The sequence below is a fragment of the Streptomyces sp. NPDC007095 genome, from assembly GCF_040634475.1.
GTDB lineage: Bacteria > Actinomycetota > Actinomycetes > Streptomycetales > Streptomycetaceae > Streptomyces.
The window spans coordinates 21,910-35,725 of sequence record NZ_JBEYFS010000122.1; the positions used below are offsets into that span (position 1 = coordinate 21,910).

Sequence of the window (13,816 nt, forward strand, 5' to 3'; positions counted from 1 at the left end):
ATAGCCAAAGTGACGGCACTAAGTCACATCACCTATGCTGGCCGCATGGCTCGATGGGAACCGAACGCGCGACAACGGCTGGTGCGCGCCGCACTCGACCTGTTCACCGAGCAGGGCTACGAGGCCACCACCGTCAATCAGATCGCCGATCGGGCCGGTCTCACCAAGACCACCTTCTTCCGGCACTTCCCCGACAAACGGGAAGTGCTCTTCGCCGGCCAGGACACGCACACCCGGCTCCTCGCCGACGCGATGGCTGCCGCGCCCGGCCCGGCCACGCCACTCGAAGCGGTCCGCGCGGCCCTCGACGCCCTCACGGCCACCTTCACGGACGACCGCCGTGAGTTCAGCGCCAAGCTCCGCTCGGTCACCGCCGGCAACATCGAACTGCAGGAGCGCGCCGCGTTCAAACGCGGCCAACTCGCCCATGCCATGGCCGACGCCCTCCGTAAGCGGGGGGTATCGGAACCGACCGCGAGTCTCGCCGCCGAACTCGGCATTCGCGCCTTCTACCACGCCTTCGACCAATGGGCCGATCCGGCCGGCCAGCAGACGCTCACCGAGCTCGCACGCCACGCACTCGACGAACTCCGAGCCGCGGCAGCTGCCCTCGACTAGCCGGACTCCGTTGGTGATCTTGGAGCTTTCCGGTCCGGTGGCGTGATCAGGAGCCATGCTCGGAGCAGTCCCGAAGGCCGATGCAGTTGTCGAGGTGTCCGTTGTCTCTGCGTCCCCGCTCCGGTGAAGGCGTGCACACGGGCGAGCGTCGCATGGGTGACCACCAGGTCGGACAGCTCCTCCTCGGCGGCAGCAATCTGCCCGTTCAGCGCGGCCAGCTCAGCCCGCAGCTCTGTCCTCGTTGACGTTTCCGCGGTTCAGCGCGTCGTACTACAGCCGGAGAACTTGTGACGGAGTCGCTGATCGGGCAGCCCACGCTGTGGAAGCGGATGAAGCACGGCGTCCTGGCGGCCATGGACCAGCGGATCTCGATCGGCTTCCAGATTCCGACCATGAGCAAGGAGGAGATCGCCAGCTACATCAAGCACCACCTGACGATCCCCGGCCGATCGGATCCGCTGTTCTCCGACGACGCCGTCGACCTGATCCACCTCACCAGCCGCGGCCTGCCCCGCTCGGTCAACAACATCGCTCTGCAGTCCCTCATCGCCGCGTTAGCCGACGAGAAGAGCATCGTGGACGAGTCCTCCACCCGCATCGCCATCACCGAGACGCACGCGACAGAGTGACGACGAAAGCGACACCGTGACAACGCAGACCCCGGCGGCCTGACGGCGGTCTCTAGGGATCGTCGGGGTCCTCTTCACCCCACTGCGCCGAGAACCAGCACGTTGCCTTCATGCACATCTTCAGCGTCGTTCGACAGTTGGCGGGAAGCGTTGCCCGTATGGTTCGCGGCCACCACGTGATCCTGGAAGTCCTGCGACTTCTGGCCTTCACGTGGTGGCCGCTGGGAGTCGTGCCCCGGGACCGGCAGATCTTGCGCGGGTCCCCGGGGCCGAGGGCGGGTCGACGGGTCAGTAGCTGAACTGCTGGATCTGCTGGTCGCCCGGGCCGTACGTCCAGCCGGTCCTGGTGCTGGGATCCAGCTGGAGGGCGTTTTCGGCCCCGCCGTGGCCGATGGCGAGGCCGGTCAGCGTACGGACCACCGTTCCGGTCGTGAGATCCACTACGGCGAGCTGGCCGGTGGCGTTGTTGTCAGGCACCCACATTCCCGAGCCGAAGTACGCCGTGCCCTCCGGTGTCGTGTACGAGACCACGGCGATCTTGTGGGTGCCGTCGACCGCGAGGGCCGAGGGCTTGCCCAGGCGCAGAGTGATGGCGTTGCCGGCCTCACCGGTCTTCTCGTCGAGCATTCCGAGCGCGCCCGTGGGGACGATGTTGATGCTGGGAACGGCTGCCGAGAGATTGATCAGCGACCCGGCCCCGTTGGAGGCGATGCCGTGGCTGCACGCGGAGGTGCTGCCGATGCCGGCCACGGTCCGGGCGGTCAGGTCGATCCTGGCCGGGGTGATTCCGCCGAGGCAGTTGTAGGGCCCGGCGGCCTTGGCCAGGAAGACGTTCCCGGTGGAGGAGTCGACGGTCAGCAGGGTGTACGTTCCGGCGGCGACCCCGCTCGGGTCGGCCGCGATCGGATCGGCGGCGCTGCCCGCGCCGAGGTCGACGGGCAGGACCAGGTCGGTCTTGTCGGCTCCGTGCAGGAGCAGGGCGCCCCTGTCGTGGACGGTGTCCACCCGGCCGGTGAGGTAGCTGTACTTGGCGGCCGGCAGCACGGTGACGCCGGTGAGCGAGTCCGTCGTGGTGTTCCAGGTCTCCACCCGCACATCGCCGTCGGCCGAGGTCCGGTGGACCAGCAGCACGCGGTTCGCAGTGGCTCCCACGACCTCGTAGGACGAACCGGAGCCCGAGTCGGAGGTGATGACGTCGCCGTAGCGTCCGGTCGCCGTCGAGTAGTTGCGGACCTCGGTGCCGCCCGAGGCGGTGACGAGCGCGGCGACGGAGCGGGAACCGGCCGCGGCGAAGCTCTGCACCCACGTGCCGTCGGGCGCGAGCCCGTCGTCAAAGGCCAGCGTCGACAGCGGGGACGCCTGACCCACGACCTGACCGTCGCGGCCGAGGGCCAGCACCCGGACGTTGTAGCTGTCCGAGCTGCCGAGTCCCAGGGCCGCGGCATCCAGTCGCACCGACCCCGAGGCGGCGGGCAGCCTCCGGTGGAGTACCGAGGGGCTGTTCACGCCGTCGTGATCGAGCTGGGTGCCGTTGGCGTTGGTGAAGGTGTTGTAGGTGCCGTGCAGGGTGGGCGCTGGCGCGGAGAACTCCACCTCGGCGGCCCGCGCCCCGCTGACGTTCCGCGCGTCGTAGCGGAGCGTGAATCCGGAGGCGGCACGGGATACTTCAGCGGCGTGGCCGGCGATGCCGCCCGCCCCGGTGAGGACCGGTGCGGCCGGGCGGTCGGCCGCCGTGCCGCCGTCCACCCGGATCGGGGTGAATTCCCCGTACGCGACGGACCGCGGATTGCCGCCGAAGCCCTTCTGGGCGACGCCGATGCCGTAGAGGCCGCCGCCGTTCGCGAAGGCCTGCGCGGGAATCGTCACCGTTCCCCTGGTCGCGGTCAGTGCCTGGTGCCAGCCGGCGGTGAAAATGGGTGCGAGGCTCGGGTTCCAGTGGCCGACCGTGGACACCACGAGCTGCGGGGCGGAGGTCGATGCGACACCGGTGAGGTCGTACGAGACGGTGACCGGGCGTCCGGCGGCGACGGTCGCGGGAGCCTTGGGGGCGCTCGCCTCCACGTAGGTGCCGTCGCTCGGACCGATGGCAAGGGTACGGGTGGTGCTCGCGCGTGTGCGTCCCTGGACCAGGACCCGGTAGGTCACCGTGATCTGCTGGTCCGTGGCGGAGGTGAGGGGCAGACCGGCGGCGGTCAGGAGCTGGGCCGGTGTCACGCGTATCGCGGGATCGGCGGAGCGGAAGACCGTCGAGCCGACGGTGAGGGTGTACTGGGCATGGTCGGGCACTCCGGTGGTGTCACCGGCGAAGGTGACCGGGCCGACGAGACCTTCGCCGTTGCCCCCGGAGGAGCGGTCGCCGAGGTCGATGCGGCCGGGGTCGGTGGTCTCCGTGAAAGCACCGCCGAGGTCGCCGATGGTGACACGGTGGGCGACGGACAGGCGCACCAGCGACGGGGACCCGGAGTACCGGCCCAGCGCTTTCTCGGCCGCGGCCGTCACGTCGACCTGCGGGCCGATGTGCAGCGTGCGGTCGATCTGCGGCGGGGTGGAGACCGTGCGGCCGGTCTTCTCCAGGATGTCCCGTACCTGTGCGGGAGTCGGACGGTGGCCGCCGAGCCGCCCGGCCTGCAGCACGACGGCTGCCGCGGCGGCGATCTCGGGAGCGGAGGCGGACGTGCCGCCGTTGAGGGACACGTCGACGTCCTGCGCGGTGCCCCGGGACGGGTGGGTGAAGGCCAGGATGTTGTCGCTGGGGGCGGAGAGGTCGACACGGCTGCCGAAGCCCGACGAGAAGGTACCGAAGCCGCTGAGCCGTGTCTCGGCGGTGGTGGCGTCGCCCCGCGCTCCTGCTGCCAGGGTGTCGTCGAGGGTGCTGCCGCCGGCGGCTATCGCCCCGCTGTCGGGTACCCGTGAGGGGGTCGTGGACTCCGCGTCGTCGGCGATGGTGGTGGCGGAGCGGCTGTCGGCAGCGAGGTCGGTCGGGGTGCTGCCGCCGTCGGGTCCGATGGATGCGGGGGTGTACAGGCGGGTGCCGTCGTTGGAGGAGATGGACACCACGATTCCGTCGTCGTGGACGATGGAGGTGACGACGGAGCGGATGACCGGGTCGTCCTCGAGGTAGCGCCCGGCGTAGCCGTCGGCGTCGGTGCCGAAGCCGAGGCTGGCGGTGATCACGTCGGGCTTGGGCGACTGGTGGGCGGCGGCCAGGAGGGCGCCCGCGATCCGGTCGGTGGTCGGCTGCTGCGGAACGACCAGCCGGTAGTCGGCCCCGGGGGCGATGCCCAGAAGGTCGGTGTAGCCGCTGCCGGTCGCCTCGGGGCGCTGCCGGTCGTGGGCGAGCGGTGCCATGACGCTGAAGTCGAGCAGGACCTCGTCGAGAGACGGGTCCTGTTGTTCGGTGGAAGCGGCGCCGTCCAGACCGCCGGAGTCCTCGGCCACATAGGTGGGGATGAGCGGCATCGACGGCAGGTCGAGGTAGCGCTGACCGTCCTTGAGGACAGTGGTCGGGCCATTGGCCTGAACATACGAGTCGCCGGCGTCGGCCATCGACTGGTCGGTGAGGTCGCCTATCGAGACGTTCGTGATGGTCTCGCCGGTGCCGGGCTGCTGGCCGTAACGGCTCTGGAGCAGGGAGAAGGCACCGATCGCGTCCACGCCGCCGGAGTTGAGAAACGCCTGTGCGGAGGTGGTGAGTGCGGCGTTGGCCGGCACGGCGTCCGCGGGCGCCGTCGCCTTGTTCGTCTTGGCGGAGTCGATACGGGCCGCGGCGGGGAAGGAGCCGATCGCCGTGGAAGGCAGCGGCCGCGCTCCGGTGTTCATGGTGTTGACGTAGCGATCGGGCTCGGCGTCGGCGATTCCTTGGGTGCCGCGCAGGGAACGGGCGACGGCGGCGGAGTCGCGCCGGCCGGTGGTGAGGACGTAGGTACGGGACAGCCGCGCGTCGTCGCCTTGGACCAGTGGGTGCAGTGATGTGGCGCCGATGGCCCGGAACTTGGTGTTGAGCGCCGCGCGGTTGGTATGCGGGGTCCGGGCGGCGATTCGGGTGCCGTGCAGGAGCGGGCCGGTGACCGAGGTCCGCTGGTCCAGGGTGACCAGGATCTGGCCGGGAACGACGCCGTGCCGCTGTCTGTCGGGGCTGGGCGACGCCTGCGTGGCGGGAGTGCCGCCCAGGGAAGTGGAGGAGGTGGGCGATGCGGCGGATGCGGGAAGGGCCACGGCGGTGCCGGCGACGGTGAGGGCGAGGACGGCGCAGGCGCGGAGGAGCCGGACGGCCGGAGGTCGGGCATGGGGCATAGGGGCACCTTCTGCTGATCGGTGTGCTGACACACGACAGGGACGTGTGCCTGCGCGTCACCGCAGAACAACGCCCCTTTTCTTCAGGGGAAGATGCCAACGGAAGCGGACCGGGCGCAAGAATGTGGCTGTGGCCGACTTCCGCCAGGTGGCGGCTGGTTGCCAGGAACCACCGGAGTGGAAATGGAATTTGACGTCGTCGGACTCGGCGCGGAAACACAACTCGTCTACACCGCTTTGATCGGGCTGCCCCGCAGCACCGCCTCGCAGGTCGCCGGAGCTTGCGGGATGAGCGTGGGCGCGGTCGGCAGGTTGCTGTCCACTCTGGTCAAGGACGGACTTGCCACCAGGTCCGCGGGCCGCCCGCCCCGCTTCACCGCTGCCGCTCCCGATGTGGCGGTCACCGAGCTGATCCAGGAACGCGAGCGCCGACTCGACGCGGCTCGTTCCCTGGTGCAACAGCTCGCCGACAAGCACCGTGAGGCGCACCGGATCAGCGACCCGAACATGGCAGTGGAGCTGCTCACCAGCCACGAGGACGTCAGCGCGGCCGTCCACCGGCTGACGGAGGGTGCCCGGCGCCAGCTCCGCGCCTTCGACCGGCCTCCCTACGTCGACCGCCCCGGAAGCAAGCTGGAGAACCAGCGTCAGCGGCAACGCACAGGCGTCGCCCACCGCGTGATCTACGATCGGGCCGCGATGGACTGGCCGGGCCGGCTCCAGGACGACATCCTGCCGAGCATACGCACCGGCGAACAGGCGCGAGTGCTCGCCGAGTTGCCGCTGAAACTGGTGATCTCGGACGACAGGTCGGCGATAATCCCCTTCAGCCTCGCGCCCGGCGGCCATTCCGCCGCGTATCTCATCCACCGCTCACCGATGCTCGTCGCCCTGGAAGCCCTGTTCGAGGCCGAGTGGGAACGCGCGACACCGCTTCAGGACACCAGGTCCCCGGTCGCACGACCTGGCAGTCCCGATGCCGACACCCTCGCCCTGCTCAGACTTCTCGCCTCCGGTTGCTCTGACGCGGCCATTGCCCGTACCCAGGGCTGGAGTCAGCGCACCACCCAGCGCCGTATCCACCGGCTGATGGCGGAACTGGGCGCCGACACGCGCTTCCAGGCCGCGGCCCAGGCGGCCCGCCGCGGTTGGCTCGAGTGAACGTGGTGGCGGACGCGGCGGGCGTCTCCGGAGGGCGGCCTGTCCCCGGCTGATGGTGGCTGTGGTGCACGAAGACGGCAGGGTGAACGAGTGCGTGGTGGCGGCCAAGCGCCGAAAGCGCCTGCAGGAGCGGCTCGCCCAACTGGCTGCGGTGCTGGGGCACTACCGGCCGACGGGCTGACACGGCCTTGGCAGGGTCGATGACTGGCGCGGTGGCTGATGCTCCGTTTCCAGTCCCCGCCGCTTCGAACCGGGCATGTGGTTCTCCCGCATCCGGCTTTCCGACATCGTTCACCGGCGGGCATGCGCCGTCGCCCAGTGCACGTTTCCGGTCAGGCGGTAGATCCCGAGCCGACTGATCCACCCGTAGGTGTAGCGGGTGGTCCAGTTCCGGCCCCGCAGGCCGTGTTTCCGGCTGGCGAAGATCGCCGGCCGCTCGTGGACACGGCCGTCGATCGCGTCGAACTTCCGCCAGGAGTTCCCGTTGCGGAAATACGCGGCCCAGCCCCGCAACATGGGGCTGAGGTCGGCGACCACGGCGGACACCGGCCGTTCGGTCTTCGAGCGGGTGGTGGCCGTGCGGACCTTGTCCCGCAGCACTCGCATCGCTCTGGCCGAGGGCCGGCGTTGCAGGCAGAACCTGCCCCGCCATTGCCACGACTCCACCTTCTGGTGAGGGAAGCAGAGAAAGACGAAGCCCTGCCCGCCTCCGGTGAGGCGGACGATGCCGGCTGCCCGGGGGCGCACCGGTTCGTTCTGTCAGGCGGGCTGGGGTTGTTGGAGTCCCTGGAGGAGTAGTTCGATCAGTCGGCGGGGGGTGTAGCGCGGGTCGCTGTCGCGTCCGATGCACAGGTTGCCGATGCCGCGCATGAGTTCGTAGGGCTGTGTGCCGGGCTTGATGTCGCCGGCGTCGGCCGCGGCGTCGAGTAGCTGCGCGCACACGGGTTCCAGGCGGTCGAGGAAGTAGGTGTGCAGCGCGGCGAAGCGGCTGCTGTCCGACTGCAGGGCGTCGGCGAGTCCGTGCTTGGTGGTCAGGAAGTCGACGAAGAGGTCGATCCACTGGCGGAGGGCATGGAACGGGGAGTCGGCGCCGGCCAGCAGGCTCGGGCCCGCCTCGGCGCATGCCTCGATCTGGTGGCGGTAGACGGCGGTGACGAGATCCGCCCGGGTCGGGAAGTGGCGGTAGATCGTCCCCAGTCCGACGCCCGCTTTGGCCGCGATCTGGCGGATCGGCGCGTCGACGCCCGAGGTGACGAAGACCTCGGCGGCTGCGGCGAGCAGCGTCTGCTGGTTGCGTACCGCGTCGGACCGCTTGTTTCGGGCCGGCGCCTTCCCGGCCGGGCTCTCGGTGGACATCAGGCTCCCTTTCCTGCACCGCTTGACGAACCGGAACATCGTTCCGAATAATAGACGGAGCGGCGTTCCGCTTCAGGTTAGCTGAGGCCGGACACGCCTGACCGCTCGCCTGCCACCGCCCGGTCGCAACCGGCAGCGGCACAGGCCACAGAAGGGAACCCCTCGCCATGACTGCATCCACCGACACCGACACCGCCGCCGGCTTCGGCTCGCCCGCTCCCGTCCTGTCGTACAGCCCGGTGGTCCTGTCCGTGCCCGGACGGCCCGTGGACCTCCAGGTCCGCGTCTCCGCGCCCGCGACCGGGACCGCTCTGCCCGTCATCCTGCTCTCCCACGGCCACGGCGGCTCCCACAACCTCTCCTCGCTGAACGGGTACGCACCCCTCGCCAACCTCTGGGCCGCCGCCGGATTCGTCGTCATCCAGCCCACCCACCTCAGCTCCCGGACCCTGAGCCACCAGCTCGCCGACACCCCCGGAGCCCCCTTCTTCTGGCGCTCACGCGCCCAGGACATGAGCCACATCCTCGACCGGCTCGACGAGATCGAGAAGAGCGTGCCGCAGCTCGCCGGGCGCATCGACCACGACAAGATCGCGGTCGCCGGGCACTCCCTCGGCGGCCACACCGCGAGCCTCCTGCTCGGCGCCCGCAGCGCCGACCCCGACACCGGGGAGGAAGTCAACCTGACCGAGCCCCGGATCAAGGCGGGCGTGCTGCTGGCCGCACCAGGCAGGGGCGGCGACATCCTCAACGGACCGATGGCCGAGATGGTGCCGTTCTTCCACACCACCGACTTCTCCACCATGACCACCCCCACCTTGGTCGTCGCCGGCGACCACGACGACTCCCGGCACTTCACCGACGCGGGCCCCGACTGGCACACCGACCCCTACCACCTCGCCCCCGCACCCAAGACCCTGCTCACCCTCTTCGGCGCCGAGCACCTGCTCGGCGGCATCTCCGGATACGACGCCGACGAGACCACCGACGAGAACCCCGCACGGGTCGCCGCCCTCGCACACCTCACCTCGGCCTACCTGCACACCCACTTCCAGCCCGCAGACCACGCCTGGCAGACGGCATGCGAGGCACTGGCCACCGGGGCTGACCCGGCCGCACGAGTCGAATCCAAGTAAGCCACCACGGCCAAGCACTGCAGCGGGCAGCCCGCATCGTTGCCGCCGCCATCGTCATCGCCGACTGCGCCCTGTCCGTCCCGCGCAGAGCCGCAGCCCCTCGCACGGGACGGACACGGTGAAGCTGTAGCGGCCATAGAGGTTCACGTGGGTCCAGAACAGCGGTAGCACGGTCCGCCGGTCAGCGCCGGTGAGCCGCTTCTGCCACTTCTCCTCGCTCAGGATGTCCGGGAGGAGCAGGGCGACGTGCACCAACTCCGACTGGAGCGGGTGCAGCGCCAGTATCGAGACTTCCTGGCTCTCCTTGTCGGAGCCGGTCAGGTCACCGTCGCCAGCCTGGCCCGCGAACCCCACGTCAGTCGGGGCGCCATCCGTACAGCCGTCGCCGACCTCACGCCCGAGCACACCACTGGTGAAGCTTCCCCCAAGGCCGGGTCCTGGGCCAGCAGCAGCGCGATCCGCTCGATCAGCGGCGGCTGCGCGACGGGTACGGGGGATGCGTGAGCCAGGACGGCGGGCGCGGCCTGGTCCGCAGCGGCGGAGGTCAGCGATTGCCAGCGCTCGACAGCGGCCAGCACCGCTTCCCCGGCCGCCAGCCGCCCACGCACCCGGGCCAGCGCCTCCAGGTCCTTTTCCTGGTGGCGGAGTCGGTCAAGGACCTCGCCGGCGCCGGTGAGCAGCTGGTGGACATCTGATGTTGCGGTCACGCGACGAAGCCTGACCCCCGGGGCGGAACGGTCATGCGCGGGCGGCCGGCAACCCCCCGGAACGAGCGAAGTCCGGCCGCGGGACCGGAAAATGATCACTCATGCACTCATGCACTCAGCCGGTCAGGCGTTCCAGGAGGGCGGGATGGTCGGCGAGGGCCTGGTGAAGACTCGTCTGGAGGCGGTGGGCGTATTGGCCGGGGTCGGCGGCCTCCCAGTCGATCGGGCCGAAGGGGGGCTCGGGGTCGTACTCGACGAACAGTTGGACCTTGCGTGCGATGTCCTGGCCGGCGAGTTCGCCGACCAGGTGGAGTGCCAGGTCGATGCCGGCCGACACCCCGGCGGCGGTGATGACGTTCCCGTCACGGACCCAGCGCTCGGCTACCGGGATAGCCCCGAACTTAGTGAGCAGGCTGCGGTACATCCAGTGCGTGTTGGCCCGGCGTCCTTCCAGGAGACCGGCGGCGGCGAGAAGCAGGGAGCCGGTGCACACGGAGCCGACGATCTCGGACCGTACGGCCGCGGTACGCAGCTTGTCCAGCAGCTTCTCGTCGGCCATCGCGGCGACGGTGGGGACCGAGCCACCGGGCACGATGAGCACGTGCGGATCGGGCATGGTCTCGAAGGTGTGGCTGGGAACCAGGGACAGCGGGGTGTCGGTGGCCATCGGTTCGATCCGCTCGCCGACCACGACCGTGTCGTAACCGGGGACGAGGCGGGACAGCACGCTGAAGACCTGCAGTGGGCCGACGATGTCGAGCGGGGTGAGGCCCGGGTACTGGACGAAAGAGATGGTCTTGACCGGGGCTTCGTGCTGGGGGGCCAAGGATTCGGTCATGGGGATGCTCCTGGTGTTGGGCCGAGCGGGCTGTGTCACCGATCCGGCTCGGGCTGAGGGTGACGTTTTGAAGGTGCGCCAGGAGGCGAGGGTGAGCGCCGGGAGGGACGGGTAGGGCACGCGTACGAGTCCTGGCGTGGTTGCGAGTCAGTCGGGTGTCGCGGTGGGTGGGTGCTGGGGTGTGGGGGACGGCTTGGTAGGAGGAGAGCGGGCTGAGTTTCTCCGGGGACGCAGAGCATGCCGAACATCGCCCCCGGTCCTCGACCGTGATGGTGTCGGTGCTCTGCTCTGGCGGTGGTCGTCACTGAGCGTCGCGGCCGCCGTTGCCCGAAGCACGTCGGCTCGCAGGGGCTCAGGTCGGCGTGACGAGTCGCGCCGAACGGTTCGTCAACAGCAGTCCGGCCAGGGCTGCGGCTGCGAGTACGAGGATGAACAGTGTGTAGTCGCGGGCGGTGGCGATGAGCCCTCCGCCGTGGACGATCAGCACCCCGGCGATGACCGAGGGCACGCCCATGCCGACGTAGCAGATGACAAAGAGGACGGACAGTACGCCGGCCCGGTCGTGCGGCGCCGCGCGGGGAACAGCGGTGCGGATGCCGCCCTGGTATCCGGCGCCGAACCCGAGACCAGCGACCAGCGTGCTGCCGAAGAATCCCAGTGGCGACCCCGTGTCGACCGCGGCCAGTGTGGCCATCGACCCCACCGCGAGCAGCGCGATGCCCAGCAGCATCACGATGCGCGGCGCGACGCGGTCGAGTGCGAGGGCAGCCAGTGACCCGGTCACTGCCAGCAGGAAGAGTCCGAGACCGGCGACCACGGTGGAGGTGGAGCCGGACAGCTGCCGGGCGAGGGCCGGGCCGAGTGAGCCGTAGAAGCCCGCGAGCGCCCATACAGCGAACAGGATCGGCGCCGCCGCGAGGACTGGGGCGCGCAGGCCGGACGGTATGGCCAGTTCGGGGCGGAGAGCGGCGCGCACGCCTGGCGTGCGGCTCACGGTTTCCGGCATGCGGATCACAGCCGTGCCCTGGACGACGAACACGGCAATGAGGACCAGGTAGACCAGGTGTGTGGGTGCCGGCGCGTACTGGACCAGCCATCCGGACAGCAGCGCGCCCATGCCGGTGCCGATTCCCGGCACGACCGCGTTGGCGAGGGTGCCGCGGCGCCGGTCGACGTCCAGCATCGCCGCGCCCAGCGCGCCGAGGGCGCTTCCGGTGGAGATGCCTTGGAGGACCCGTCCGAGGAACAGTGCGTCCAGGCCTCCGGCGGTGGTGAGCACCGTCATTGCGGCGGTCTGCAGGGCGAGGGCAGCCAGCAGCACCGGCCGTCGGCCGATGTGGTCGGACACGCGTCCGAAGATGAGCAGGGACAGCAGCACGGCGATCGCGTAGACGCCGAAGACGACGGTTGTGGTGATCGACGAGAAGTGCCACGCGGCCGCGTATCTCGCGTACAGAGGGGTCGGCGCGCTGGAGGCGGCGAGGAGGGATACGACGATCGAGGCCAGAAGTACCAGGCTCGCGACACCGGGTCTCCGCGCGGGGACGGCCCTCTGGCCGGGGCCCGGTGGGCTTCCGGTGGAGGAACGCACTGGATGCACATTCACTTCGATGGGCGGGGCCAGGCACACCGGTGCCTGGTCATCGCAGGCCGACTCGGACGCCGGTTGTGGAACTGATCCGGTCATGCCTCAAGCCTCGCTACGTCGGCCGGACTCCACGAGTGGCAGAAATGCCTACTTTCGTTAGGATGCCGCCATGACTGTGCATCGAGTGGCTGTGCTGGCGCTGGACGGGATGGCCCCGCTCGACCTGGCCATCCCCTTGCAGATCTTCGGTCCGCGCACGGAGACCCCCTACGAGGTCTCCGTGTGCGGACCGGCCAGTACTGTCTCCGCCACCGGCGGCTTCGCGCTGGCCGTCACGGGCGGACTGGACGTCCTGCGCGCGGCTGACACGCTGATCGTGCCGGGGTTCGGTCCGCGGTTCCTGCCGCAGCCGGGGCCCGTTCCGCCGGCGGTACTCGACGTGCTGGCCACGGCCCGCGACCGGGGCCGACGAGTGGTGTCCATCTGTACCGGCGCATTCGCGCTGGCCGCAGCCGGCCTGCTCGACGGACTGCACGCCACCACCCACTGGCAGCACACAGACGAACTCGAACGCCAGTACCCCGACGTGCACGTCGATCGTGACGTGCTCTACATCGACGAGGGCAACATCCTCACCTCGGCCGGAGTGTGCTGCGGCATCGACCTGTGCCTGCACATCGTGCGCCGCGACCTGGGTGCCGTTGTGGCCAACCAGATCGCCCGGGGCATCGTCGCCGCTCCTCACCGTGAGGGCGGCCAGGCTCAGTACGTACCCGCCCCCGTCACGGTCACCGGCGACACCTCGCTCGCCGACACCCGGGCCTGGGCTCTGGAACGGCTCGCTCAGCCACTCACCGTGACCCAACTCGCCCGCCAAGCCGGCATCTCCGAACGCTCCCTCATGCGCCGATTCGTCGAGGAGACGGGCACGACGCCACTGCAGTGGCTGGTGAATGCCCGCCTCGGCCTGGCACGCGAACTCCTGGAGATCACCGACCAGTCGATCGACCTGGTGGCGCGCGACTCCGGCCTGGGCTCGGCCGCCAACCTGCGACTGCATTTCCGGCGCGCGCTCAACACCACGCCGACCGCTTACCGGCGCGCCTTCACCCGCCACGTCCAGGACCCCGACACGTGACGTCCGGTCGAGCGGGCGAGGAAGGCATCTGGCCCCGCCGACGCGGCCTGCGTACGGCGAGGGTATGACGTGGACAACAACCCCAGAGCACTCATGACACTGTTTCCCGTGCTCGTCATCCCGCCTGCATCGCGTCGCCGTCCTCGTGCTCGAGGGTGCGAAACCGCTCGATGTCGGCATCCCCGTGCAGGCCGTGGTTTCGCGCCCCACCTTGTGATGAGCAGGGCGGCTCTACGACTCACCGGTAGCGAGGACTAAGAACTCCTAACAAAGTGAGAGGTTCCTCAGTCGTCGCCAGCAGATGATGCTGCAGGCCAGGCTGAGGAAGGCTTCGTGGATGTCGTCGCGTATC

13 protein-coding genes are annotated in these 13,816 nt (G+C 69.8%); 6 read left to right on the forward strand and 7 right to left on the reverse strand.

Going from position 1 to position 13,816, the window contains the following annotated elements; all coding sequences use genetic code 11:
• The first annotated feature begins 45 nt into the window (after positions 1 to 45).
• The 3 genes from ABZ656_RS34065 (at position 46) to ABZ656_RS34075 (ending at position 1,247) form a co-directional block, all read left to right on the forward strand.
• Positions 46 to 618 carry a TetR/AcrR family transcriptional regulator gene (locus tag ABZ656_RS34065; protein ID WP_101403286.1) on the forward strand — a complete coding sequence of 191 codons (573 nt, stop codon included), beginning with the start codon at positions 46 to 48 and terminating at the stop codon, positions 616 to 618.
• Between the two features lie 101 nt (positions 619 to 719).
• Positions 720 to 863, forward strand: a complete 144-nt coding sequence (locus ABZ656_RS34070; RefSeq protein ID WP_180362301.1) for a hypothetical protein — start codon at positions 720 to 722, stop codon at positions 861 to 863.
• 42 nt (positions 864 to 905) lie between these two features.
• Entirely contained in the window at positions 906 to 1,247 is a 342-nt protein-coding gene (locus ABZ656_RS34075) for a hypothetical protein (RefSeq protein WP_360273147.1), read from the forward strand.
• A 288-nt stretch (positions 1,248 to 1,535) separates the two neighbouring features.
• On the opposite strand, the gene ABZ656_RS34080 is transcribed toward ABZ656_RS34075, so the two are convergent.
• Positions 1,536 to 5,540: a S8 family serine peptidase gene (locus ABZ656_RS34080; RefSeq protein WP_101403288.1), complete on the reverse strand. Its 4,005-nt coding sequence runs from the start codon at positions 5,538 to 5,540 to the stop codon at positions 1,536 to 1,538.
• A 183-nt stretch (positions 5,541 to 5,723) separates the two neighbouring features.
• Between ABZ656_RS34080 and ABZ656_RS34085 the strand changes: the two genes are divergently transcribed.
• Positions 5,724 to 6,701 carry a transcriptional regulator gene (locus ABZ656_RS34085; protein ID WP_101403289.1) on the forward strand — a complete coding sequence of 326 codons (978 nt, stop codon included), beginning with the start codon at positions 5,724 to 5,726 and terminating at the stop codon, positions 6,699 to 6,701.
• Positions 6,702 to 6,992: 291 nt separating this feature from the next.
• On the opposite strand, the gene ABZ656_RS34090 is transcribed toward ABZ656_RS34085, so the two are convergent.
• Together ABZ656_RS34090 and ABZ656_RS34095 are read right to left on the reverse strand one after the other, a co-directional pair.
• Positions 6,993 to 7,448 (reverse strand): group II intron maturase-specific domain-containing protein, encoded by a 456-nt coding sequence (locus tag ABZ656_RS34090; RefSeq protein ID WP_360273151.1) that lies wholly within the window; start codon positions 7,446 to 7,448, stop codon positions 6,993 to 6,995.
• A gap of 12 nt (positions 7,449 to 7,460) precedes the next feature.
• The gene (locus tag ABZ656_RS34095) at positions 7,461 to 8,057 is read right to left on the reverse strand and encodes a TetR/AcrR family transcriptional regulator (protein WP_180362302.1); all 597 of its coding nucleotides are present in this window, start codon (positions 8,055 to 8,057) and stop codon (positions 7,461 to 7,463) included.
• A 167-nt stretch (positions 8,058 to 8,224) separates the two neighbouring features.
• On the opposite strand from ABZ656_RS34095, the gene ABZ656_RS34100 reads away from it, so the two are divergent.
• Entirely contained in the window at positions 8,225 to 9,193 is a 969-nt protein-coding gene (locus ABZ656_RS34100; protein ID WP_101403292.1) for a chlorophyllase, read from the forward strand.
• 54 nt (positions 9,194 to 9,247) lie between these two features.
• Here the strand turns inward: ABZ656_RS34100 and ABZ656_RS34105 are convergent, their stop codons facing one another.
• The 4 genes from ABZ656_RS34105 to ABZ656_RS34120 form a co-directional block, all read right to left on the reverse strand.
• Positions 9,248 to 9,547 carry a Tn3 family transposase gene (locus tag ABZ656_RS34105; protein WP_360273155.1) on the reverse strand — a complete coding sequence of 100 codons (300 nt, stop codon included), beginning with the start codon at positions 9,545 to 9,547 and terminating at the stop codon, positions 9,248 to 9,250.
• Positions 9,511 to 9,900: a hypothetical protein gene (locus tag ABZ656_RS34110; protein WP_360273158.1), complete on the reverse strand. Its 390-nt coding sequence runs from the start codon at positions 9,898 to 9,900 to the stop codon at positions 9,511 to 9,513. The genes ABZ656_RS34105 and ABZ656_RS34110 overlap by 37 nt, the downstream gene beginning before the upstream one ends.
• 115 nt (positions 9,901 to 10,015) lie before the next feature.
• Positions 10,016 to 10,738 carry a DJ-1/PfpI family protein gene (locus ABZ656_RS34115; protein ID WP_101403293.1) on the reverse strand — a complete coding sequence of 241 codons (723 nt, stop codon included), beginning with the start codon at positions 10,736 to 10,738 and terminating at the stop codon, positions 10,016 to 10,018.
• Positions 10,739 to 11,090: 352 nt separating this feature from the next.
• Positions 11,091 to 12,329, reverse strand: coding sequence for an MFS transporter (locus tag ABZ656_RS34120; RefSeq protein WP_360273161.1), 1,239 nt, complete (start codon positions 12,327 to 12,329; stop codon positions 11,091 to 11,093).
• 166 nt (positions 12,330 to 12,495) lie between these two features.
• Between ABZ656_RS34120 and ABZ656_RS34125 the strand changes: the two genes are divergently transcribed.
• The gene (locus tag ABZ656_RS34125; RefSeq protein ID WP_360273164.1) at positions 12,496 to 13,464 is read left to right on the forward strand and encodes a helix-turn-helix domain-containing protein; all 969 of its coding nucleotides are present in this window, start codon (positions 12,496 to 12,498) and stop codon (positions 13,462 to 13,464) included.
• Positions 13,465 to 13,816: the final 352 nt, after the last annotated feature.